Source organism: Agromyces sp. Marseille-Q5079 (genome assembly GCF_051016555.1).
Taxonomy (GTDB): Bacteria; Actinomycetota; Actinomycetes; order Actinomycetales; family Microbacteriaceae; genus Agromyces.
In genome coordinates, this window is sequence record NZ_JBPEJF010000003.1 from 513,272 (window position 1) to 535,294 (window position 22,023).

The following is a 22,023-nucleotide window of genomic DNA, read 5'->3' on the forward strand; positions in this document are numbered from 1 at the left end:
TGCGCACCGCGGGGCCTAGGTTGGAGGTCATCAGCGCTCGGCGGCGCACGGGGTCCGAGAGGGGGTCCGCATGGCGGCGGTGGCGACGATCCTGGTGCTCATCATCGTGTGGAGCACCTTCTCCCGTCCGCTCGATCGGCGCGGGATCACGTCGGCGCTGTTCCTCGCGACGGCCGGTTTCGCCGTCAGCCTCGTCGTGCCCGGCACCCTCGACATCTCGATGGAGACCGTCGTCGCGGAGCGCGTGGCCGAGATCGCGCTCGCGCTGCTGCTGTTCAGCGACGCCACCCGACTGAACCTTCCGGCCCTGCGCCACCAGATGTCGTGGCCGGGCCGGCTCCTGCTGATCGGCCTTCCGCTGACGATGCTCGCCGGCATCGGCCTCGGCGTGCTCGTGTTCCCCGACATGGCCCTCGCGTCGGTGGTACTGCTGGCGACGATGCTCGCCTCAACGGATGCCGCCCTCGGGCAGAAGGTCGTCTCCGACGAGAAGGTCCCCGGGCGCGTCCGACAGGCCCTCGACGTCGAGAGCGGCCTCAACGACGGCCTGGCCGTGCCGTTCTTCCTCGTCGCGCTGTCGATCGCCAACGCCGAGCTCGAGACGGGCATCACCAGCGCGGTCGTGGCCAGCATGGCCGCGCAGATCGGCTGGGGCCTCGTCGGCGGGGCCGGTGCCGGGATCCTCGGCGGGCTGCTGTTCCGCATGGGCGATCGGCGCCAGTGGGTCGGTCGGGAGTGGCGCCAGATCCTGCCCCTGGCCGCGGCGCTGCTGTCGTTCGTGATCGCGGACGGCCTGGGTGGAAGCGGGTTCATCGCGGCGTTCGTGGGCGGGGTCGTGTTCGGGCGCCTCGCGGGTCCGGCGAGGTCGACCGTGAGCATCTTCGCCGAGCAGGCCGGCGAGGTGTTCGCGGCGATCACCTGGATCGGCTTCGGCGCCCTCGCCCTGACGCGCGCGATCCCCCACATCACCTGGCAGGTCGTGCTCTACGCCGCGCTCAGCCTCACGATCGTGCGAATGGTCCCCGTGGCGATCGCCCTCGCCGGGCGCGGAGCGCGGCTCCCGACCATCGCCTTCATGGGCTGGTTCGGGCCACGTGGGCTGGCCTCGCTCGTCTTCGTGCTGCTCGCGGTCGAAGAGGGCGTCCCCGAGGGCGAGGTCGTGCTGTCCACCGTCGTCGTGACCGTCGCGCTCAGCGTGCTGCTGCACGGCCTGACCTCCGTGCCGCTCGTCGCCGCCTACCACCGCTGGTACACGGCGCACGCGAGCGGTCACCCGGCCGCGGGCGAGGCACGGCCCACGACGCTGCCCCGGCGCCGACGCCAGTTCTCCGGCCAGTCGTGGCCGGGCACCGACGCCCCCGAGGCGGATTGACCGGGGCGGAGCGGGACGTCCGGCCGTAGGCTGAGGCGATGATCCGCCACACGGTCGCCTTCCGCCTGCGTCATCCCGCCGGTTCCGACGAGGAGCGCGCGTTCCTCGCCGCCAACGCCGCACTCGGGGGCATCCCGGGCGTCGAGCGCTTCGAACTGCTGCGGCAGGTGAGCCCCAAGAACGACTTCACGTTCTTCGTCTCGATGGAGTTCGCCGACCAGGCGGCCTACGACGCGTACAACGTGCACCCCGACCACGTCGCCTTCGTGCAGGGCCGCTGGGTGCCCGAGGTCGTCGACTTCCTCGAGATCGACGTGGTGCCGCTCGAGGGCTGAGCCGTGCCCGATCCCGGTGACGGCCTCAGCGGTACATCGAGACGCGCCGGGTCACGCGGGCCGGCATCATGCCGGCCGAACGCCAGTACGCCGCCGAGGCGTCGGACCATCGGCTGGGGCTCTCGGGAGCCTGGTCGAACTGGGCCCAGAAGGCCGAGACGTTGCGGTGTTCGGCATTGGCCGCGTCGTAGAGGTGCAGCTGCCCGTCGAGAACCGGGTGCGGGGGCGGATCGATCCATTGCGCGTCCATGATCGGACGGTACGCCGTCGACCTGTGCGCGTTCACAACCTCGGGCCGGGCGCACGATCACCCGCCCGAATGCCGCCCGCGAGGGCAGCCACGGACGACCCGGTTCACGCGCGATCGCGACGCCGCGGCATCCGGAGCCGTCCCTGCGCCAGCAGGATGCCGAGCAGCACGAGCAGGGCGCCGATGGGCTCGTGCCACGAGAAGCGCTCGCCGAGCAGGATGAACCCGAGGGCGACGCCGACGAGCGGCGTGACGTACGTGACCGTCGAGGTGGCCGTGGGGCCCCAGGCCCGCAGGACGTTGATGTTCCAGATGTAGGCGAGCCCCGTGCCGAGGATGCCGAGGGCGAGCAGCGACGCGACGACGGGCAGGTCGAGCTCCACCGGCTCGAGGGCGAGCCACGGCGTGAGCGCGAGCATCACGACCGCCGAGACGCCGATCGAGAGGAACGCGAAGGTCGCCGGGGCGATCGGCCGCTGGCTGAGGAACTTGCGCTGGTAGCCGAAGGTGAAGCCGTAGCAGAGGGTCGCGACGAGGCACGCGAGCTGCCCCGCGAGCGACCCGGTGAGCGCCGAGTACTGCCACGGCCCGATCACCACGATGACGCCGAGGATGCCGACGCCGACGCCGGCCCAGCGGCTGAGCCCCAGACGCTCGACCCGGAACACGAGCGTCGCCATGAGCGCCGTCATGATGGGCGTCGTGGCGTTGTAGATCGACGCGAGGCTCGACGACACGTACTGCTCGGCCCACGCGAAGCAGAGGTACGGGATCACGCACGTGGTGAGCGAGACCACGAGGAAGTGCACCCAGACGATGCCCTCGCGCGGCAGCAGCGGCCCGGGCGTGCCGTCGGCGGCCGGCACCCTCGGCCGCATGATCAGCACGATGACGCCCAGCGCCAGCGCCCCGAGCACCGTGCGCGACCAGGCGACCTGCCCGAACGACACCCCGCCGAGCGCGACCTTCATGAAGAGGAAGCTCGAGCCCCAGACGAGGCCCATCGCGATGAACTGCAGCAGGGTCGAGAGCCTGCTCCCCTGACGAGGGGCGGATGCCGCGGGCCCGGCGGCTGCGGAGGCGGGACGGGTTGCGGGGGTTGCCGGGGTGGCGCTCGAACTCACATCGCCGAGCGTACGCGGGCACCGGGCACGCCTGAAGCCGACGGCGACTCGATGTCCGGAATCCGCCGAAGGTCGGCAGGCGTGCGCGCATCTCACCGCTGCAAGCGCTTGCACTCACCGGGGGTCGCGGCCCTATGCTGGCGCGATGACCGCTCCCATCGTGATCTCCGGCGCCGCCTCGTGGAACCGCATCGTGCTGCTCGACCGGCTGCCCGAGCCCGTGCCGCACATGCAGTTCGCCCTGGCCGAGCACGAGACCATCGGGGGCACATCGGCGGGCAAGGCACTCGGACTCACGGGCCTCGGGCGCGCGGTGCGCCTGCACACCCTCATCGGCGCGGACCCCGACGGCGAGCGCGTGCGGCGACTGCTCGCGGCATCCGGAATCGACGTCGACGCACTGCCCGCCGACGCCACCGAGCGCCACCTCAACCTCATGACCGCCGCCGGCGAGCGCGTGTCGCTCTACCTCTCGACGCCGGGCGATCCGGGCACGCCCGCGTCGCCCGACCTGGTGCAGGCGATGGCGGATGCCCCGGCGATCGTGCTCGACCTCTCGGAACGTTCGCGGGCGCTGATCCCCACCGCGCGCGCAGCCGGGAGGCCGATCTGGACCGACATCCACGACCACGACGGCACCGCGGAGTTCCACCGACCCTTCATCGAGGCGGCCGACTGGATCTTCATGAACGCCGACCGCATCGGCGAGGATCCGATCCCCTTCATGGAGGCGTGCGTGCTCCGCGGGGCATCCGTCGTCGTGTGCACGCTCGGGGCCCGGGGCGCCGTCGCCGTCGATGCCGACCTGCGCCGGCACGACGTGGTCGCGGTGCCGGTCGAGGTCGTCGACACGAACGGCGCGGGCGACGCGTTCATGTCGGGCGTGCTCGACGCGCACCTCGCGGGGGCCGACCTCGACGCGGCGCTCGCGGCCGGCGCCAGGCACGCCGCGACCGTGCTCACGACGACGCACCTGCATCCGTCGCTCGACGCGCTGCTCGCGGTCGAGTAGGCGAGCTCTCCGCGGGGCGGCCTGCCGCCCGACGCTGGTCGCGCGCGACGAACCACGGGCGACGCGGACCGTCACCCGTGAGTCGTCACCATGTGCTCAGTCGTCGAGCACGAACGTCACCTCGAGGGTGACCGACCATGCGACGATCCTGCCGTCGACGGCTTCGACCTTCTGCTCCTTGACCCATGCGCCGCTCACGTTGCGCAGGGTCTCCGACGCGCGGGCGACGCCCCCGGCGACGGCGTCTTCGAAGCTCGTCTCCGAGCGGACCGTGATGGTTGTGACACGTGCAACGGAAGTCATCGAATTCCTCCTCGAACGATGCGGACGTGCGTACAGCCCCATCCTCCGCCCGGTCGCGCGCGAAATCGAGGGCTTGACGCAGCCGAGCAGCGAGGGCCCACACATCGAGGCATCCACCGACGCGGGGTCGATTCGACAGGTGAACTGCGCAGGCAGCCTGTCTATCTGCTATCGTCGAGGCATGCACGCCGACCCGCCCGACCTCGAAGCCACCGCGGCAGCCTTGCGCGTGACGATCGCGCGCCTCGTCCGCAGGGTGCGCAACGAGGGCGGCATGCAGGAGTTCACGCCCAGCCAGACCGCGGTCGTGCGCATGCTCAGCGAGCTCGACGCCGGGGCCACGATCGCCGAGCTCGCGAGGCTCGAGAACGTTCGCCCGCAGTCGATGAGCGCGACCGTGGCCGAGCTCCGCGACGCGGGCATCGTCGACCGCCGGCCCGACCCCGACGACGGTCGCGCGCAGCTGGTCTTCCTCACCGACGCGGCGCAGGCGGCGATTACGCGAGCCCGCGCCAACAAGACCGGCTGGCTCGTGAACGCCATGCGCGATCGGCTCACCTCCGACGAGCAGCGCACGCTCGCCGAGGCCGCCGAGCTGTTCGACCGCCTGCTCGCACCCTGATCCCCCGGCCGGTTCGACATGATCCGGCCCGCGAACCTCGAAGGAACCACCCGTGACCCTCAGCACCATCGACCCCACCGCCGCGCTCGTCGTCATCGACCTGCAGCACCTCATCGTCGCGCGCTATGCCGAGCACGGCTCGGCGGCCGCCGTGGCGAAGGCCGCCGAGCTCGCCGCCGCCTTCCGCGAGCGGGGGCTCCCGGTCGCGCTCGTCCGGGCCGTCGGCCAGGCCCCCGGCCGCACCGAGCAGAGCGTCGCGCGCGCCGCTGCCGCAGCCGCGGCATCCGCTTCCGGCGCCGCCTCGGGCACGGCCGCTGCCGCCACCGCCCTGCCGCCCGAGGCGATGGAGATCGTGTCCGAACTCGAGGGCCCCGGCATCCGCATCACGAAGCGCACCTGGGGCGCGTTCCACGAGACCGACCTGCACGAGCAACTGCAGGCGGCCGGCGTGACGCAGATCGTGCTCGCCGGCATCGCCACGACGAAGGGCGTCGAGTCGACCGCCCGCGCGGCCCACGAGCACGGCTACCACGTGACGTTCGCGACCGACGCCATGACCGACGACGACCTCGCCGCGCACGAGCACGGGATCGACGTGGTCTTCCCGGGCCTCGGCGAGACCGGGACGACCGCGGAGGTCATCGCCCTGCTCCCCGCGGCAGCCCGCGAAGACGTCCGCACTCGCGAGTGACCATGAGGGAGTGCGCGCCTAGGCTGGTTCCATGAGCACGAACTTCGATGTCATCGTCCTCGGCGCCGGCCCCGGCGGCTACGTCGCCGCCATCCGCGCCGCCCAGCTCGGCCTCACGGTCGCCGTGATCGAGGAGAAGTACTGGGGCGGTGTCTGCCTCAACGTCGGCTGCATCCCCTCCAAGGCCCTGCTCCGCAACGCCGAGCTCGCGCACATCTTCCACGACCAGGCGAAGACGTTCGGCATCACGGGCGACGCGCACTTCGACTTCGGCGCCGCATTCGACCGCAGCCGCCAGGTCTCCGACAAGCACGTCAAGGGCGTGCACTTCCTCATGAAGAAGAACGGCATCGTCGAGTTCGACGGACGCGGCACGTTCCGCGACGCGAACACGATCGACGTCGCGAAGGCCGACGGCACGACCGAGACGCTGACGTTCGCCAACGCGATCATCGCGACCGGCTCCCGCGTGCGCCTGCTGCCCGGCGTGCAGCTGTCGCAGAACGTCGTCACCTACGAGACGCAGATCCTCACACGCGACCTGCCCCGCTCGATCGCCATCGTCGGCGCCGGCGCCATCGGCATGGAGTTCGCGTACGTGTTGCGCAACTACGGCGTCGAGGTCACGGTCATCGAGTTCCTCGACCGGGCGCTGCCCAACGAAGACGTCGAGGTCTCCAAGGAGATCACCCGTCAGTACCGCAACATCGGCGTGCCGATCCTCACCTCCACGAAGGTGGAGTCGGTCGTCGACAACGGGACATCCGTCACCGTCTCGTACACGGCCGCCGACGGCCAGCCCGGTTCGCTCGAGGTCGACCGCGCCCTCATCTCGGTGGGCTTCGCACCCAACGTCGAGAACTTCGGGCTCGAGAACACGGGCGTCCTGCTCAGCCAGCGCGGCGCCATCGCGATCGACGAGCGCATGCGCACGAACGTGCCGCACATCTACGCCATCGGCGACGTCACCGCGAAGCTCATGCTCGCGCACGTGGCCGAGGCGCAGGGCGTCGTGGCGGCCGAGACCATCGGCGACGCCGAGACCATGGAACTCGGCGACTACCGCATGATGCCGCGCGCCACGTTCTGCTCGCCGCAGGTCGCGAGCTTCGGCCTCACCGAGCAGCAGGCGCGCGACGAGGGCTACGACGTCGTCGTCTCGAAGTTCCCGTTCAGCGCGAACGGCAAGGCCAACGGCCTCGGCGAGCCCGTCGGCTTCGTCAAGCTCGTCGCCGACGCGAAGTACCTCGAGCTCCTCGGCGGGCACATGGTCGGGCCCGACGTCTCGGAGCTGCTGCCCGAGCTCACGCTCGCCCAGAAGTGGGACCTCGGCGCACACGAGCTCGCCCGCAACGTGCACACGCACCCGACGCTCTCCGAGGCGCTGCAGGAGGCGTTCCACGGCCTCACGGGCCACATGATCAACATGTAGCGCGCCCCGCCGAGCGCGCGAAAACGGGGCGGATGCCGCGACCGGTCGGTCGTGACATCCGCCCCGCTTGTTCGTTCGGCGCGGTACGGGCAGGCATTCCCACCGCGCCGAAGCCTTGTTCCGATGGCGGGCGTTCGTCAGCCCGCCACCGGAACCCTGATCGGCCGGCGGCCCCCCGCCGCCGGCCCGGTTCTCAGTGCTGCGTCGCCTTCTCGGCTCCCACGCCGGTCAGCGAACGCACCTCCATCTCGGACTGCTTCTTCGCGTCCTCGACGGTCTTGTCGAAGATCGTCACGATCCAGCCGAGCAGGAACGCCAGCGGGATCGAGACGATGCCGGGGTTCGAGAGCGGGAAGAACGCGAAGTTGATGTCGGCCGTCTTCAGCATCGACGTCTCGGAGCCCGAGACGACCGGCGAGAAGATGATGAGCACGATCGCCGAGATGAGCCCGCCATACATGCTCCAGAGGGCGCCCTTCGTGGTGAAGCGCTTCCAGAAGAGCGAGTACACGATCGTCGGCAGGTTCGCGGATGCCGCGATCGCGAAGGCGAGCGCGACGAGGAACGCCACGTTCTGCCCGTTCGCCCCGATGCCGCCGACGATCGCCACGATGCCGATCACGACCACGGTGCGACGTGCGACCTTGACCTCGGCACCCGGCTCGGTCTTGCCCTTCTTGATGACGCTCGCGTAGATGTCATGCGCGAACGACGCCGCCGCCGTGATGGTGAGGCCGGCGACGACCGCGAGGATCGTCGCGAACGCGATCGCCGAGATCAGGCCGAGCAGCAGCGGCCCGCCGAGCTCGAACGCGAGCAGCGGAGCCGCCGAGTTCGCTGCGCCGGGAGCGGCCGCGATGACCTCGGGACCGACGAGCGCCGCAGCGCCGTAGCCGAGCACGAGCGTGAACACGTAGAAGATGCCGATGAGCCAGATCGCCCAGACGACCGACTTGCGCGCCTCCTTCGCGGTGGGCACCGTGTAGAAGCGCATGAGCACGTGCGGCAGGGCCGCGGTGCCGAGCACGAGCGCGAGTCCGAGCGAGACGAAGTCGATCTTCGAGATGTCGGAGATGCCGTACTTGAGGCCGGGATCGAGGATCGCCGGGTTGCCGGCCACCTCGACCGCGTTGTCGAGCAGGCTCGAGAAGTTGAAGCCGTACATCGCGAGGACCCAGACCGTCATGACGCCGGCGCCCGCGATGAGCAGGATCGCCTTGATGATCTGCACCCAGGTCGTGCCCTTCATGCCGCCGATGAGCACGTAGAGGATCATGAGCGCGCCGACGACCGTGATGACGAGCGACTGGCCGAGCGTGTCGCCGATGCCGAGCAGCAGCGACACGAGTCCGCCGGCGCCCGCCATCTGCGCGAGCAGGTAGAAGAAGCAGACCACGAGCGTCGTGATCGCCGCGGCGATGCGCACGGGGCGCTGCTTGAGGCGGAACGAGAGCACGTCGGCCATCGTGTAGCGGCCCGTGTTGCGCAGCAGTTCGGCCACGAGCAGCAGTGCCACGAGCCAGGCCACGAGGAATCCGATCGAGTACATGAACCCGTCGTAGCCGGTGATCGCGATCGCCCCGACGATGCCGAGGAAGGAGGCCGCCGAGAGGTAGTCGCCCGCGATGGCCGAGCCGTTCTGGCCGCCGGTGAACGATCGTCCGGCCGCGTAGTAGTCGGCCGCGGTCTTGTTGTTGCGGCTCGCGCGGAACACGATGACCATCGTGATCGCGACGAACGCGCCGAAGATGGCGATGTTCAGCCAGGGCTCGCCGACCTGCGTGGCTGCCGCCTCGGCGACGACCGCGGTGTGCACGGCGCTCATCGGGCCACCGCCTCGGTGTCGACGCCGGCGCCGGACTCGATCCCGTCGCGGATCTCCGCGGCGATCGGGTCGAGCCTGCGGTTGGCGTAGCTGACGTACCACATGGTCACGGCGAACGTCGTGACGACCTGGGCGAGGCCCAGCACCATCGCGAGGTTGACGCTGCCCCAGACGCGCGTCGACATGAAGTCGTGCGCGTAGATCGCGAGCAGCACGTACGCGAAGTACCAGACGAGGCACGCCGCGAGCACGGGGAAGACGAACCGGCGGTGGCGACCGCGCAGCTCCTGGAATCGGGGTGATGCTTGCACCGCGGTGAAATCGACGTCGGGTTGCGTCGTCTCCGCGCTCAGGGCCTCGTTGCCCATGGCGTCTCTCCTTCGAGGGGGTCCGGCACGGGGGATCCTCCGTGCCCGCTGCCGTGGCGAGGGCCGCCGCCGACAGTGGCCCCATGCTGCCGCGTCGCCACTGCGGCGTGTGCACTCCGCCGTTCGTCGTCGCTGAACGGCGGCCCTGATGCGACGAACGGTTGGCGGGCGTCGACGGACGACGGCGATGCGTCCGCACGTGCCGCCCGGTGCCGCCGGGATCAGGAGGCCGCAGCCCCCGCCCGCACGAGGCGCGCGCGAAGTGCGCTGTGCTCGCCGACCCCGGGCAGCCGCGCCGCGCCGTCGAGCGGATCGGCGGTGCCGATCAGCACACGGGCCCTCGGCAGCCGAACGCGAAGGACGTCCTCGAAGGCGTCGGCGAGTCGCCGGGAGCGGTACACGCCCCCGATCGCACGCACCTGCGGGGTTTCCACCGAGTCTTCGCCGACCCTGCCGAGCCCCGTCACGACGGAGTGCGCGAGCTCCTCGGCGGCCGACGCGATGATGCGTGCGGCGACCCCGTCGCTCGAGGCGAGCTCGGCGACCGTGCGCGCATAGCGAGCCACGCGAGGCACCCGTTCGTCGTCGCCCTGCAGCTCCATGTACGCATCCTCGAGCCGGGGGAAGTCGGCGACGACGAACTCGGTGAGCGCGGTCGCGGGACCGCGTCCGTCGTGCGAGCGCATGACCGCGTCGAGCGCGGCCCGGCCGATCCAGTACCCGCTGCCCGCGTCGCCCATGATGTTGCCCCAGCCGTCGACCCGCGCGACCGCGCGTTCACCGACCGCGAGGGTGACGACGCCGGTGCCCGAGGCGACGACCGCGCCGCGCGAATCGCCGAGCGCGCCGAGGTAGGCGGTGATCGAGTCGTGCGCCAGGGTGAGGGACCGGGCGCCGAGCAGTGCGGCGGTGCCGAGCAGTGAGCGCGCGTCGGCGGCGTCGTCGGTCAGCCCCGAGACGCCGATGCCGACGAACTCGACGCGACCGCCCCGATTCGCCGCGTCGCCGAGCACGCGCGTCAGCTGCGGTACGAGCGGAAGGTCGGTCCGGATGCCGGGCGCCTCCCATTCGCGGGCGGCCTCGCCGTCGAGGTGGCGGAGCTTGGTACCGGTCTGGCCGGCGTCGATGGCGAGCACACTGCTCATGCGCTGGGTGCGCCCTTTCGTTCGTGGTGCTGGAGGCGGCCGGCCGGACGCGACGACCGCCTTCGCGGGGTCATCGCACGCCGATGGCGCTGCCGGCGCCGCCGGCGCGCGCGAGATAGGCCTCGCGCAGGAACTCCCCCGCCGGCTTGCCGAAGGGACAGTAGTCGTCGTCGCCGCCGGCGTCGGCCGCGGCGACCAGGCGCGGCGGCCAGTCCCAGAGCATGAAGCCGCGCATCCACGTCCGAGCGTCGCAGGCGGCGAACATGGCCCGGTAGTACCGCACCTGCTCGTCGCCCGATGGTGCGCCGACGAGGTTCCAGTCGTTCGGCCTCTGGGCCGAGCCGACGCGCGAGGGGCACCCGGCCTCCATGAAGAGGAACGGCTTGCCCGATGCCTCGACGACGTGTTCGATGCGGTCGAGTTCGTCCTCCCACCGGTCGATCGGGTAGTAGCCGCTCGACGTGATCACGTCGACGGCATCCCACCAGGTGAGGCGATCCTCCTGGTACTTGTCGCAGTTGTAGGCGACGAGACCCGAGTACACCTCGCGCACCGCGGCGACGAGCTCCCGCCAGTCCGCCTCGCGCGAGTCGGCGCGCACCATCTCGCAGCCGATGCAGAGCATCTCGCAGCCCTCGGCCTCGGCGACGCGGGCCGCGTGCACGATGAACTCGCGGTACGCCTCGAACCACTCGCCCCAGCTCGGCTCGCCCGGGACGTCCTGGTCGAAGAAGCCGATGTAGGCGCGCCAGGTGCCGTCCGCCACGTTCACGACGGGTTTCAGGCACACGCGCAGGCCGTGCGCCTTCGCCGCCCGGATCGCTCCGACGACCTCGTCTTCGGTGACGGTCGGCGCATCGCGGAAAGGGATCTCGGTCGAGTGCGCGGTGGTCTGCTCGGCCGCATAGGCGAGCGCCGTCCAGTTCACGTTGTGCTCGACCATGAGCCGCATCGACTCCGCCGCCTCGGGCGAGGCCCAGGTGCCGCGCACCCCCGTCCAGCCCCAGGTCATGCCCGCGACGTAGGGCTCGAGCACGGCGAGGTTCGACGGGGAGGCCACCCCGGCGACATCGCCGCTCACCGGGCGACCAGCTCGTTCGCGGTGCGCACGACGCGCGCCGAGGTGAGCACCGCCTCGTCGATCGGACGCTCGTGGCGCACGCGGAAGGTCGTCGTCTCACCCGGCAGCAGGGTGACCAGCCCGTCTTCGGTCGAGGCGTCGGGGTCGGCCTTGTCGACGAGGAGCGAGAGATCGCGGACGAGGGTGGAGGCCGTTATGCGCACCTCCGTGCCTCCGTCGACGGCCGCGGACTCGAACGAGAGCCCGGCGGCGGGCAGCCGCGAATCACGAGGCTCGGCGTAGAACCAGAATCCACGTTCGCCTGCCTCACCGGGGGTCGCTCCCGCGGTCGCGACGAGGAACTCGGCCGCGTCGTCACCCGCCTCGCTGAGCTCGGGGTCGACCTGGACCGTCGCGGTGCCGCGGGCGGCGACCTCGAAGGGCGCAGACCGGGTGGCGAGCTCGGTGCCGTCGAACGAGCGGCGCGCGACGACGAGCTCACCGGTCCAGGCGGCGTCGGTGTCGTTGGAGAGCACCACGGCGAGGCCGTCTCCGCGCGGCTGGACGCTGACGATGCGCGGCGCGAAGGCGAGCTTCAGCGCATGCCAGAGCGGCTTCAGCCGCTCGTCTCCATCGATCGCCGCCCACGAGGTGACCGGCCAGCAGTCGTTCAGCTGCCAGACCACGGCGCCCATGGTGTGCGGCGCCGACGAGCGGAAGTGCTCCAGAGCCAAGCGCACCGCGTTCGCCTGGTTCAGCTGCATCGCCCAGTGCCAGGTCTCCATGTCGGCGGGCACGCGGAAGTGCGGCAGCAGGCCGTTCGTGAGCTTGGCGTTGCCCTCGGCCGCCTTCTGGTGCACGATCATGCCCGGTGACTCGGGGCTCAGCGGGTCGTCGGAGACGGAGCGCACGAGCGTCGACCAGGCGGGTGGGCCCTGCCAGCCGAACTCCGCGACGAAGCGCGGCCGGTGGTCGCGATACGTCAGGTAGTCCCGCCGGTTCCACTGCTCCCACAGGTGCATGGTGCCGTGCGGCTCGGCGTTGGGGTGCGGGGCGCTGCCGTCGGGCTGCACCGGGCTGAACGGACTGCCCGGGCTGTACGGCACATGCGGTGCGAGCTCGGACACGAGGCTCGGGAAGAGCTCGTGGTAGTAGTACGCGCCCCAGGTCTTGCCGTCGAGGACCTGCTTCCAGCCCCAGTCCTCGTGCCCCCAGAGGTTCTCGTTGTTGCCGGTCAGCAGCACGAGCGAGGCGTGCGAGGCGAGGCGGGCGATCTGCTCGCGGGCCTCCGCCTCGATCTGGCCGCGGAGCGGCTCCTCTTCGGGATAGGCGGCACAGGCGAACAGGAAGTCCTGCCACGTCAGCAGGCCGAGCTCATCGCAGAGCTCGTAGAAGTCGTCGGACTCGTAGATGCCGCCGCCCCACACCCGCACGAGGTTCAGGTTCGCCGCGACCGCCTGCCGCAGCCGTCGCTCGTACCGGGCGCGATCGACCCGCACCGGCAGTGCATCGTCGGGGATCCAGTTCACGCCCTTCACGAACACCGGCCGCTCGTTCACGACGAGCGTGAACGGGGTGCCGGCCTCGTCGGGCGCGACATCCCAGCGCACCGTGCGGAAGCCGACGCGGCGGCGCACCGAGTCGAGCACGGTCGCGTCGCCTGCGTCACCGGCACCTGCGTCGCCGGCACCCGCGTCGCCGGCCAGCAGCGAGACCGACGCCTCGTACAGCGGCTGCTCGCCGTGGCCGATCGGCCACCAGCGCAGGGCCTCCGCCACCTCGACCGCGAGGTGCGCCGTGTCGGCCCCGTCGTCGAGGGTGAGCTCCACCCGGTGTCCGGCGACCTCGGCCGCGAGCGAGAGCGTCGCGCCCGAGGCATCCGCTCGCTCGATCGCGACGTCGACCTCGAGTCGACCGCCCTCGCCCACCGGCGTGGCGGCGAAACGGGCCTCGGCGATGCGTGCGGTCGACCACGACTCGAGCCGTACCGGCCGCCAGATGCCGCTGGTGTACGTCGCGATGCCCCAGTCCCAGCCGAAGTTGCTGGCCGACTTGCGGATCGCCTCGTAGGGCAGCGGGTAGGGCCGAGGGCGGGCACCGAGCTCGAGGCTCTGCGCGTTGGCGTACCGGATCGGCGATCGGAAGGCGACCTCGAGCGTGTTCGCCCCCTCGACGAGCGTCTCGCGAACGTCGACGCGGAACGAGCGGTGCTGGTTGGCCGATTCGAGCACGACGTTCCCGTTCAGCCGCACGACCGCGACGGTGTCGAGGCCGTCGAAGACGAGGTCGTGGCGCTCGTGTCCGTCGGGCGCCCAGTCGAAGCTCGTCTCGTAGGTCCAGTCGACGAGACCGATCCAGGCGAGGAGTGCCTCGTTGTCATCGAGGTACGGATCGGGGATCAGGCCGGCGGCGAGCAGGTCCGTGTGCACGCACCCCGGCACGGTCGCCGGCACCGCGCCTGCCTCGACGATCGAGTCGGATGCCGGGCCGGCGGCGGCACGGAGCGTCCACCCCGCATGCAGCGCGCGGGCGACGGGTGCGGGGGTGATTCGGGTGTGGATGACGGTCACTTCACGGCTCCGGAGGTGAGGCCCTTGTAGATCCAACGCTGCAGCAGCAGGAAGGCGACGAGGGTGGGGATGATGACGATGAGCGTGCCTGCAGAGATGATCTCCCATTCCGAGCCGAACGGGCCCTTGAAACGGAACAGCGAGGTCGAGATCAGGTCTTCGCTCGGCAGGTAGAGGAACGGCGAGTAGAACTCGTTGTAGATCGCGATGCCCTTGATGATCACGACCGTGGCGATCGCGGGCTTCAGGAGCGGCAGCACGATGCGCCAGTAGATCGTCCAGCGGCTGGCGCCGTCGATCATCGCCGCCTCGTCGAGCGAGACGGGGATGGACGCCATGAACTGGATGAACAGGTAGATCGCGATGATGTCGGTGCCCATGAAGAGCAGGATCAGCGCGGCCTTCGTGTCGTACAGTCCGAGGCCGTTGACGACCTGGAAGGTGGCGACCTGGCTGGTCACGCTCGGGATCAGCGTCGCGATGAGGAACAACGCCATGACGAGCCTCCTGCCGCGGAACTCGAACCGGTCGAGTGCGTAGGCGGCCATCGTGCCGATGAGGATGGTGCCGACGAGCGAGACGGCGAGCACGATCAGCGTGTTCACGAAGCCCGCGAGCATGTCGCCGCTCGTGAAGGCGGTGACGAAGTTGTCGAAGTTCAGCCAGTTCTCGGGCGGCTCGAGCGCCCCGGTGGCGCCGTACTCCTGCTTGGTCTTGAGACTCGCGAAGAGCACCGAGACGAGCGGCAGCAGCGTGCACAGCGCGGCGATGACGAGGCTCACGTACTTCGCGGTCTTGGCCGGGATGGCGCGCCCGCCGTTCGCGAACACCCCCCGGCCTGCTCGGGACGGGCGTGCGCCGCCCGGACCTCCTGCGCCGCGCGCGCCACGCGGGTTGATGGCGGGGTTCGCCGTGGTGGCGGTCATGTCAGGTCGACCTTCTCGTCGGGGAAGAGCTTGCGCTGGATCCAGGTCACGAGCAGCACGATGATGAGCAGCACGACCGCCATGGCGCTCGCGAGCCCCACCTGACGGAAGTTGAAGGCCGTCTGGATCGTCTGGATGACGAAGGTCGAGGTGCCGTTCGCGCCGCCGGTCATGATGAAGGGGATCTCGAAGACCGACAACGAGCCCGAGATCGCGAGGATGAACGAGAGGCCGATCACCCGGCGGATGCCGGGGAACACGATCGCCCAGAACTGCTGCCACTTGTTCGCGCCGTCGAGCTCGGCCGCCTCGTACGTGTCGTTGGGCAGCGACTGGATCGCACCGAGGAAGAGCACGAAGTTCATGCCCATGTAGCGCCAGACACTCGTGCCGGCCAGCGACCAGTTGGCGATGTCGGGGTTGCCCAGCCACTGCGGCGGGTCGGTCACGCCGAACCACGAGACCACGGTGTCGAGCGTGCCCCCCGGCTGGAAGAGGTAGAGGAAGACGAAGCCGATGGCGACGCCGTTCAGCAGGTAGGGGAAGAACAGGATGCCGCGGAACAGGTTCTGGAACCGGGTGCTGAAGCTCAGGACCGCCGCGAAGTAGAGCGCGAGGCCCATCTGGAGGAACGAGGCCGCGAAGTAGTAGAGGCTCACGCCGAAGACCTGGAAGATGCGCGGGTCGGTGAACACCTGCACGTAGTTGTCGAGCCCGATGAAGTTCTTCGTCAGGTCGAGCCCGTCCCAGTCGGTGAAGCTGTACCAGACCAGGTTGACCGCCGGCCAGTAGGTCAGCAACAGCATCAGCCCGACGGCCGCCGCGAGGAACAGGTAGGGAGTCAGCCGCCGCAGCACGCGCTGTCGCGTGGTGACGCCGGAGGGGCGCCCGTCAGGGCGTCCCTCCGGCGTGGTGCGGGCGGCCGGGGCGTCCGTCGTTGCGGGGCCCGGTGCCGCGATCGCCATGGTTCTCTTCTTCCCTACTGTGCGAGCTTGTCGACAGAGGCAGCCCAGCGCTCGTTGAGCTCGGCGAAGTAGCTGTCCTTGTCGCCGTCGGCAGCACCACGGGCGATGTCGACGAGCTTCTGGCGGTAGATCGGGCCCCAGAGGTCGATCTGCGAGTCGTTCGAGACGTCGCTCAGCAGGCTCTCCTCGCCTGCCGGAGCCGGGTTGGTCTCCATGAGCTCGACATTCGCCGCGGTGAAGCCGCCGAGGTTGTCGGGCAGGTCCTTCGCGGAGACGGTCGAGATCATGCCCTGGGTCTCGGTGAAGCCCGAGTCCTCGATGAGCCAGGTGATCCACGCCCATGCGGCGGCCTTCGACTTCGAGTACTTGCTGACGCCCAGGTTGTAGTCGCCGCCGATGACCGCGTACTGCGTGCCGTCGAGGTTGGAGGGGAAGGCCATGTATCCGATGTCGTCGGCCGAACCGCCGTTCTCCTCGGCGGCGCCCTGCATCTGCGAGATCGCCCACGAGCCCAGCGTCATCGCCGCGATCTTGCCGGTGCCGATGTCGACCTTCGACTGCTCCCAGTTGGTGGTGAGCGGGTCGGCCTCGGTGAGGCCCGCGTGCACGGCGTCGTACAGGAGCGAGTCGATGGCGTAGATGTCGCTGCCCTCGGTCCAGGGAGCGTCGTCCTTCGCCATGTGGATGCTGGCGTCGGGGTCGTTCGTGATCGAGCCGAGGTTCGAGAAGGACTGCGAGAGCGGCCAGCCGTCCTTGTAGTTCGTGTACAGCGGGATCGCGTCGGTGTTGTCCTTGACCTTCTGCAGGTCGGCGATGAACTCGTCTTCGCTCGTCGCGGGCTCGGTGATGCCGGCCTCGTCGAAGACGTTCTTGTTGTACAGCACGCCCTGGGCGTTGCCCCCGATGGCGAGTCCGTACTGCGTGCCGTCGTAGGTGTGCGTGGTGAGGAAGCGGTACGTGTCCTCGAAGTCGCTCGTCTTGCCGAGCGGTTCGAGGAACTGCTCGAACTGGCTGGGCTGCATCGTCGGGATGCCGATGACGTCACCGTAGTTCTTCGTCGAGAGGCGCGTCTTCATCTCGCCCTCGTAGTCGGTGATGCCCTCGAACGTGACGTTCACGTCTGGATAGAGCTTGTTGAACTCGGCGGCGTACTCGTCGAACGTGCCGTCTTCGACGAGGTCGGTGCGCCAGGTGACGACCTTGAGGTCGCCCTTCACCTCTCCGTCGATCGTGTTGTCAGGATCGGCTGCTCCGCCGGCTGAACATCCGGTCAGGGCGATCGCGGCCGCTGCGAGCACCGCGAGCCCCGCCACTGCCTTCTTTGCCATGTGTCGACTCCTTGTCAGGTTCACCCTTGAACTTGGGGCGCCGCCCGAGTGTGCTCCGGTCGGCTGCGGTAAGAATAGGCATCCGATCGCGTGATTCGCAACTAAATGTCAGCGCTGTCGCATGCTATCGATGATTGTGCTGAGCGCACGGTAATGCTGTTGATCAGGTATTTCTTCGGCCATACAGAACTATAGGAAATCGCTAATGTCGCGTAAATGTCCTTCGATGGACAAACCCGCACCACGTTGTTAGGCTCACCCTGCCGATCCACCGGTTCGGAAGGGGCAGAGATGGCGGTGCAACCCAGGGCGACGCTCGACGACGTGGCGCGTCTCGCAGGAGTCAGCTCGAAGACCGTCTCGCGCGTGTATTCCGACCGTGACGTCGTCGCGCCCGAAACGGTCGATCGCGTGCTTTCTGCGGCGAAGCGCCTGCGATTCCGGCCGAACACGCTCGCTCGCAGGCTCCGCCGCGGCGGAGCCACCAACACCATCGGCTTCGTCATGGGCGACCTGGGCAACCCCTTCTACTACAAGGTGGCCGGGGGCATCGAAGAGGAGCTCCGACGCAACGGCCATGCCCTCGTCGTCGCCACGACCGATGACACCCCCGACGGCGAAGAGCGAGTCGCCGACGCCCTGCTCGCCCAGCGCATCGATGCCCTGCTGCTCATTCCGGCGGCGGACGACCAGTCGTACCTCGAGGGCGAGCGGCAACTCGGCACGCCGGTCATCGCCATCGACCGGCCTGCGCGAAACCTCATCGCCGACTCGATCGTGCTCGAGAACCATCGAGGCACGTTCGACGCCACCACGAGGCTGCTCGAGCTCGGCCACCGTCGCATCGCCTATGCGTGCAACCCCGCCGACGTCTACACGCAAGCCGAGCGAGTGCGCGGCTACCGCGATGCGATGGCCGCATACGGGGTGCACGACACCGCAGACCTCGAGCGGTTGACCGACGACCGCACGATCCGCGCCGAGGCGATCATCGGCGACCTGCTCGACGCACGCGATGCGCCGACCGCGGTCATCACCGGCAACAACCGCATGACCATCGGCGCGCTCCGCGCGCTGCGGGACCGCCCGGAGACGACCGCCCCCGCATTGATCGGCTTCGACGACTTCGACACCGCCGACGTGCTCGGCGTGACCGTGGTCTCCTACGACCCCGTGGAACTCGGCCGGCAGGCCGCCCGTCTCGCGCTCGAGCGCATCGGCGACCCCGGCGGATTCACCCGCCAGATCGAGCTGCCGACCTGGATCGTCGCGCGTGGCACCGGTGAACGGCCGCCGGGCGAGCTCCGTCGCTGACGTCCATCGCCGCCGAGCAGAGCCCCGACCAGAGCCCCGAGCACGCCCGAACTCCGACCGAACGCCAGATGGGAGCCACCCGCATGACCGAGCCCCTCGTGCACCTCGAGGCCCAGGGGGTCGCCGTCGTGATCGACCCCGCCGGCGGCGCGCTGCCGCACGTCCTGCACTGGGGTGCCCCGCTCGGCGCGGATCCCGGTGACGACGACGCCCTTCGGTCCGCCCTCAGCCGGCAGGCCCCACCGGGCACCCTCGACGCCGCCTGGCAGGTCACGCTCTCACCGCAGGAGGGCGACGGCTGGAGCGGCCGACCCGGCCTGGAGCTCCGCCGCGGCGGCGTGCTGCTGCGCCCGCGCTGGCGGGTGACGACGTCGCAGTCGACGACCGACCGCTTCGAGTGCACGGCCGTCGACGTGGCATCCGGCCTGCGACTGACGATCGCCGTCGCAATCCAGGCCGGCGGCGTCGTCCGTCTCGAACAGCGGATGCGCCACGCCGGCTCACCCGACGCGCCGCCGGTCGAGGTCGACTGGCTCGAAGGCATCCTGCCGGTGCCGACGACGGCCGATCACCAGCTGAGCTTCGACGGCCGCTGGACCCGTGAGAAGCGACCGGTCGTCACGGGCCTGCCCGCGGGCTCAACGGTGCGGCAGTCGCGCCGAGGACGTCCCGGCCACGATTCCCCTGCACTGCTCGCCCTCGCCGAGGGGGCACCTCGGTGGGGCTCCGGCCGGGTGTGGGCCGCGCATGTCGCCTGGTCGTCCGACGTGACGTACCGGGTCGACCGGGTCACCGACTCGATCACGCAGTTCGGCGGCGGCGAGCTGCTGCGGCCGGGCGAACTCGTGCTCGCGCCGGGCGATGAGCTCGTGGCGCCGCCCGTGCTGTTCGCGTTCTCCGACGCCGGGCTCGACGGCATCGCCGCGGCGTTCCACACGATGCTGCGGGCCCGCCCGAGACATCCGGAGTCGGCACGGCCGTTCGTGCTCAACACCTGGGAAGCGGTGTACTTCGACCACGACCCCGCGAGGGTGACGGCGCTCGCAGAGCGCGCCGCGGCGCTCGGCGTCGAGCGCTTCGTGCTCGACGACGGCTGGTTCCAGGGCCGGCGCGACGACACCACGAGCCTCGGCGACTGGATCGTCGACCGCACGGTGTGGCCCGACGGCCTCGGCCCGCTCGCGGAGCGGGTGCACGAGCTCGGCATGCAGTTCGGGCTGTGGTTCGAGCCCGAGATGGTGAGCCTCGACTCCGACGTCGCCCGGGCGCATCCCGACTGGCTGCTCCACGACCCGCGTCACCTCGAGCACGACCCCTCGCTGTCGTGGCGAACCCAGTACGTGCTCGACCTCGCGAACGACGACGCCTACGCGCACGTCTTCGGCCAGATCGACGCGCTGGTCGGCGAGCTCGGCATCGACTTCATCAAGTGGGACCACAACCGGGACCTCGTCGAGAGCGTGCACGACGGCCGGCCGGGCGTCCATGCCCAGACCCGCGCCGTCTACCGCATGTTCGACGAGCTCGAGGCCGCGCACCCGGGGCTCGAGATCGAATCGTGCTCCTCCGGCGGCGCGCGCACCGACCTCGGCATGCTCGAGCACGCCGATCGGGTCTGGGCCAGCGACTCGAACGATCCGGTCGAACGCCAGGACATCCAGCGCTGGACGGGCCTGCTGCTGCCGCCCGAACTCGTCGGCGCGCACGTCGGCCCATCCGAATCGCACAGCTCCGGCAGGGTGACGCCGCTCTCGTACCGCATGGCGACGAGCCTCATGGGTTCGGCGGGCCTCGAGTGGAACGTGCTCGGCTGCGACGACGAGGAGACGGCCGCGATCTCACGCTTCGCCACCCTCTACCGGGAACTGCGGCCGATCACCCATCGCGGCCGGGTCGTCCACCCCGATCTCCGCGACCCCGCGTGGCGGGTGACGGGGTTCGTGACGGAGGCGCGCGATGCGGCCGTCTACGTCGTCGCGACGATCGCGAGCGTCGAGGACGCGCGCGCCGAACGGCTGCGCATCCCCGGTCTCGACCCGGCGCGCCGGTTCCGGGTGCGGGTCCGCCGCGAGATCGGCGAGGCCGCGCACGGGTGGATCGCACCCGAGTGGTTCACCCGCGGCGAGATCGAGCTTCCGGGTTCGGTGCTCGGCGCGGTCGGGCTCCAACTGCCGACGCTCTGGCCCGTGCAGGCGTTCGTGCTGCACATCGAGGCCCTCTGAACGCGGTGCGGCGGGCGCCGCGCCCCTCGCGGAGCCCGGGGTAGGGTGCAGCTGTGGGGAACAAGCCGACCGCACGTCAGACCGTGACGATCGCCCAGATCGCCGAGCGCGCCGGGGTCTCTCCCGGCGCGGTGTCGTTCGCCCTCAACGGTCGCAAGGGCGTCTCGGAGCGCACTCGCGCCCACATCCTGCTCGTCGCCGACGAGCTCGGGTGGGCCCCGGGCAGCGCGGCCAAGGCGCTCGCCGAGGCGAAGTCGAACATCTTCGGCCTCGTGCTCGCGCGCGACCCCAAGAACCTCGGCGTCGAGTCGTTCTACATGCAGTTCCTCGCGGGCATGGAGACCGAGCTGTCACCGCGCGGCTACGGGGTGCTCCTGCAGGTCGTGCCCGACGCCCCGAGCGAGCTGATGACGCTGCGCCGCTGGCGCACCACCCGCCGCGTCGACGGGGTGCTCCTCGTCGACCTGCGCGCCGACGACCCGCGCGCGGCGTACCTCGCCGGACATCCCGAGCTTCCGACGGTCGCCGTCGTCGACCCGGCGTTCGTCAGCGACCTGACGACCGTGTGGACCGACGACGCCACGGCGATGCGCGAGGCGGTGCGCTACCTGGCCTCGCTCGGACACCGTCGCATCGCCCGTGTCGCGGGCCTCGCCGACCTCGCCCACACGCAGATCCGCGATGCGGCGTTCGTCGACGAGATCGCCGCGCTCGGACTCGACGGCGTCGTGCTGCGAACCGACTACTCGCCCGAGCAGGGTGCAGCGGCGACCGGACACGCGCTCGCATCGGAACACCCTCCGACGGCCTTCGTCTACGACAACGACATCATGGCCATCGCGGCGCTCGGCGTGCTGGCGCGCGCCGGACTCCGCTCGCCTGACGACGTGTCGATCATCGCGTGGGACGACTCCCTGCTCTGCCGGCACTCGGTGCCCAGCCTGACCGCACTCAGCCACGACGTCGTCGCCTTCGGAGCGCACGCGGCCAGGCGGTTGTTCGAGGTGGCCGCCGGCGCCGCCCCGCGGTCGCACCTCGACTCGACCCCGCAGCTCGCCGTGCGCGAATCGACGGGGCCCGCGCCCGCGGCCTGAGCAACCCCGGCACGTTCGCCACGATCCGACGCACGCGATCGCGCGTCGGCTACTACGCTTGCGTA

20 protein-coding genes are annotated in these 22,023 nt (G+C 70.3%); 9 read left to right on the forward strand and 11 right to left on the reverse strand.

The genetic code is table 11. The annotated features are described in order from the left end of the window. The first annotated feature begins 70 nt into the window (after positions 1–70). Together ACR3IO_RS09875 and ACR3IO_RS09880 are read left to right on the forward strand one after the other, a co-directional pair. On the forward strand, positions 71–1,372 hold the full coding sequence (locus ACR3IO_RS09875; RefSeq protein ID WP_434071018.1) for a cation:proton antiporter: 1,302 nt from the start codon (positions 71–73) through the stop codon (positions 1,370–1,372). Positions 1,373–1,410: 38 nt separating this feature from the next. After that, positions 1,411–1,707 carry a Dabb family protein gene (locus ACR3IO_RS09880; RefSeq protein WP_434071019.1) on the forward strand — a complete coding sequence of 99 codons (297 nt, stop codon included), beginning with the start codon at positions 1,411–1,413 and terminating at the stop codon, positions 1,705–1,707. A 25-nt stretch (positions 1,708–1,732) separates the two neighbouring features. Here the strand turns inward: ACR3IO_RS09880 and ACR3IO_RS09885 are convergent, their stop codons facing one another. Beyond that, the gene (locus ACR3IO_RS09885; RefSeq protein WP_434071020.1) at positions 1,733–1,957 is read right to left on the reverse strand and encodes a hypothetical protein; all 225 of its coding nucleotides are present in this window, start codon (positions 1,955–1,957) and stop codon (positions 1,733–1,735) included. A gap of 104 nt (positions 1,958–2,061) precedes the next feature. Beyond that, entirely contained in the window at positions 2,062–2,976 is a 915-nt protein-coding gene (locus ACR3IO_RS09890; protein ID WP_434071178.1) for a DMT family transporter, read from the reverse strand. Between the two features lie 250 nt (positions 2,977–3,226). On the opposite strand from ACR3IO_RS09890, the gene ACR3IO_RS09895 reads away from it, so the two are divergent. After that, complete coding sequence (locus ACR3IO_RS09895; protein ID WP_434071021.1) at positions 3,227–4,093, forward strand: carbohydrate kinase family protein; 867 nt, start codon at positions 3,227–3,229, stop codon at positions 4,091–4,093. A 96-nt stretch (positions 4,094–4,189) separates the two neighbouring features. On the opposite strand, the gene ACR3IO_RS09900 is transcribed toward ACR3IO_RS09895, so the two are convergent. Further along, a complete protein-coding gene (locus tag ACR3IO_RS09900; RefSeq protein ID WP_434071022.1) occupies positions 4,190–4,396 on the reverse strand; it encodes a dodecin family protein in 207 nt (68 codons plus the stop codon). Between the two features lie 181 nt (positions 4,397–4,577). On the opposite strand from ACR3IO_RS09900, the gene ACR3IO_RS09905 reads away from it, so the two are divergent. Genes ACR3IO_RS09905 through lpdA form a run of 3 tightly spaced genes read left to right on the forward strand, consistent with a single transcriptional unit; the run spans position 4,578 to position 7,141 of the window. Then, positions 4,578–5,018, forward strand: coding sequence for a MarR family winged helix-turn-helix transcriptional regulator (locus ACR3IO_RS09905; protein ID WP_434071023.1), 441 nt, complete (start codon positions 4,578–4,580; stop codon positions 5,016–5,018). A gap of 52 nt (positions 5,019–5,070) precedes the next feature. Beyond that, positions 5,071–5,709 carry an isochorismatase family protein gene (locus ACR3IO_RS09910; protein ID WP_434071024.1) on the forward strand — a complete coding sequence of 213 codons (639 nt, stop codon included), beginning with the start codon at positions 5,071–5,073 and terminating at the stop codon, positions 5,707–5,709. 31 nt (positions 5,710–5,740) lie between these two features. After that, complete coding sequence (gene lpdA / locus ACR3IO_RS09915; protein ID WP_434071025.1) at positions 5,741–7,141, forward strand: dihydrolipoyl dehydrogenase; 1,401 nt, start codon at positions 5,741–5,743, stop codon at positions 7,139–7,141. Between the two features lie 193 nt (positions 7,142–7,334). On the opposite strand, the gene ACR3IO_RS09920 is transcribed toward lpdA, so the two are convergent. From ACR3IO_RS09920 to ACR3IO_RS09955, 8 genes are all read right to left on the reverse strand, one after another. Beyond that, positions 7,335–8,966: a solute symporter family protein gene (locus tag ACR3IO_RS09920; RefSeq protein WP_434071026.1), complete on the reverse strand. Its 1,632-nt coding sequence runs from the start codon at positions 8,964–8,966 to the stop codon at positions 7,335–7,337. Further along, positions 8,963–9,334, reverse strand: coding sequence for a DUF485 domain-containing protein (locus tag ACR3IO_RS09925; protein WP_434071027.1), 372 nt, complete (start codon positions 9,332–9,334; stop codon positions 8,963–8,965). Before ACR3IO_RS09925 ends, ACR3IO_RS09920 begins: the two co-directional genes overlap by 4 nt. A gap of 221 nt (positions 9,335–9,555) precedes the next feature. After that, positions 9,556–10,479, reverse strand: coding sequence for an N-acetylglucosamine kinase (locus ACR3IO_RS09930; protein WP_434071028.1), 924 nt, complete (start codon positions 10,477–10,479; stop codon positions 9,556–9,558). Positions 10,480–10,549: 70 nt separating this feature from the next. Further along, the gene (locus tag ACR3IO_RS09935) at positions 10,550–11,560 is read right to left on the reverse strand and encodes a glycoside hydrolase family 113 (RefSeq protein ID WP_434071029.1); all 1,011 of its coding nucleotides are present in this window, start codon (positions 11,558–11,560) and stop codon (positions 10,550–10,552) included. Further along, positions 11,557–14,109: a glycoside hydrolase family 2 protein gene (locus ACR3IO_RS09940; RefSeq protein WP_434071030.1), complete on the reverse strand. Its 2,553-nt coding sequence runs from the start codon at positions 14,107–14,109 to the stop codon at positions 11,557–11,559. The genes ACR3IO_RS09935 and ACR3IO_RS09940 overlap by 4 nt, the downstream gene beginning before the upstream one ends. After that, positions 14,106–15,035, reverse strand: coding sequence for a carbohydrate ABC transporter permease (locus ACR3IO_RS09945; protein ID WP_434071031.1), 930 nt, complete (start codon positions 15,033–15,035; stop codon positions 14,106–14,108). Before ACR3IO_RS09945 ends, ACR3IO_RS09940 begins: the two co-directional genes overlap by 4 nt. Then, the gene (locus ACR3IO_RS09950; RefSeq protein ID WP_434071032.1) at positions 15,032–16,000 is read right to left on the reverse strand and encodes a carbohydrate ABC transporter permease; all 969 of its coding nucleotides are present in this window, start codon (positions 15,998–16,000) and stop codon (positions 15,032–15,034) included. The genes ACR3IO_RS09945 and ACR3IO_RS09950 overlap by 4 nt, the downstream gene beginning before the upstream one ends. 14 nt (positions 16,001–16,014) lie before the next feature. Then, on the reverse strand, positions 16,015–17,328 hold the full coding sequence (locus ACR3IO_RS09955; protein ID WP_434071033.1) for an ABC transporter substrate-binding protein: 1,314 nt from the start codon (positions 17,326–17,328) through the stop codon (positions 16,015–16,017). Between the two features lie 291 nt (positions 17,329–17,619). Here ACR3IO_RS09955 and ACR3IO_RS09960 point away from each other — a divergent pair, with 291 nt between their 5' ends. From ACR3IO_RS09960 to ACR3IO_RS09970, 3 genes are all read left to right on the forward strand, one after another. After that, positions 17,620–18,642: a LacI family DNA-binding transcriptional regulator gene (locus tag ACR3IO_RS09960; protein WP_434071034.1), complete on the forward strand. Its 1,023-nt coding sequence runs from the start codon at positions 17,620–17,622 to the stop codon at positions 18,640–18,642. Positions 18,643–18,725: 83 nt separating this feature from the next. After that, positions 18,726–20,864 carry an alpha-galactosidase gene (locus tag ACR3IO_RS09965; RefSeq protein WP_434071035.1) on the forward strand — a complete coding sequence of 713 codons (2,139 nt, stop codon included), beginning with the start codon at positions 18,726–18,728 and terminating at the stop codon, positions 20,862–20,864. 53 nt (positions 20,865–20,917) lie between these two features. Continuing rightward, positions 20,918–21,958 carry a LacI family DNA-binding transcriptional regulator gene (locus ACR3IO_RS09970; protein ID WP_434071036.1) on the forward strand — a complete coding sequence of 347 codons (1,041 nt, stop codon included), beginning with the start codon at positions 20,918–20,920 and terminating at the stop codon, positions 21,956–21,958. Positions 21,959–22,023 lie beyond the last annotated feature (65 nt).

What these genes read in the sequence shown, in the direction of transcription:
- ACR3IO_RS09875 (WP_434071018.1), top strand. Translation starts at nt 71, where the DNA reads ATGGCGGCGGTGGCGACGATCCTGGTGCTCATCATCGTGTGGAGCACC.
- ACR3IO_RS09880 (WP_434071019.1), top strand. Translation starts at nt 1,411, where the DNA reads ATGATCCGCCACACGGTCGCCTTCCGCCTGCGTCATCCCGCCGGTTCC.
- ACR3IO_RS09885 (WP_434071020.1), bottom strand. Translation starts at nt 1,957, where the DNA reads ATGGACGCGCAATGGATCGATCCGCCCCCGCACCCGGTTCTCGACGGG.
- ACR3IO_RS09895 (WP_434071021.1), top strand. Translation starts at nt 3,227, where the DNA reads ATGACCGCTCCCATCGTGATCTCCGGCGCCGCCTCGTGGAACCGCATC.
- ACR3IO_RS09900 (WP_434071022.1), bottom strand. Translation starts at nt 4,396, where the DNA reads ATGACTTCCGTTGCACGTGTCACAACCATCACGGTCCGCTCGGAGACG.
- ACR3IO_RS09905 (WP_434071023.1), top strand. Translation starts at nt 4,578, where the DNA reads ATGCACGCCGACCCGCCCGACCTCGAAGCCACCGCGGCAGCCTTGCGC.
- lpdA (WP_434071025.1), top strand. Translation starts at nt 5,741, where the DNA reads ATGAGCACGAACTTCGATGTCATCGTCCTCGGCGCCGGCCCCGGCGGC.
- ACR3IO_RS09920 (WP_434071026.1), bottom strand. Translation starts at nt 8,966, where the DNA reads ATGAGCGCCGTGCACACCGCGGTCGTCGCCGAGGCGGCAGCCACGCAG.
- ACR3IO_RS09925 (WP_434071027.1), bottom strand. Translation starts at nt 9,334, where the DNA reads ATGGGCAACGAGGCCCTGAGCGCGGAGACGACGCAACCCGACGTCGAT.
- ACR3IO_RS09930 (WP_434071028.1), bottom strand. Translation starts at nt 10,479, where the DNA reads ATGAGCAGTGTGCTCGCCATCGACGCCGGCCAGACCGGTACCAAGCTC.
- ACR3IO_RS09945 (WP_434071031.1), bottom strand. Translation starts at nt 15,035, where the DNA reads ATGACCGCCACCACGGCGAACCCCGCCATCAACCCGCGTGGCGCGCGC.
- ACR3IO_RS09950 (WP_434071032.1), bottom strand. Translation starts at nt 16,000, where the DNA reads ATGGCGATCGCGGCACCGGGCCCCGCAACGACGGACGCCCCGGCCGCC.
- ACR3IO_RS09955 (WP_434071033.1), bottom strand. Translation starts at nt 17,328, where the DNA reads ATGGCAAAGAAGGCAGTGGCGGGGCTCGCGGTGCTCGCAGCGGCCGCG.
- ACR3IO_RS09960 (WP_434071034.1), top strand. Translation starts at nt 17,620, where the DNA reads ATGGCGGTGCAACCCAGGGCGACGCTCGACGACGTGGCGCGTCTCGCA.
- ACR3IO_RS09965 (WP_434071035.1), top strand. Translation starts at nt 18,726, where the DNA reads ATGACCGAGCCCCTCGTGCACCTCGAGGCCCAGGGGGTCGCCGTCGTG.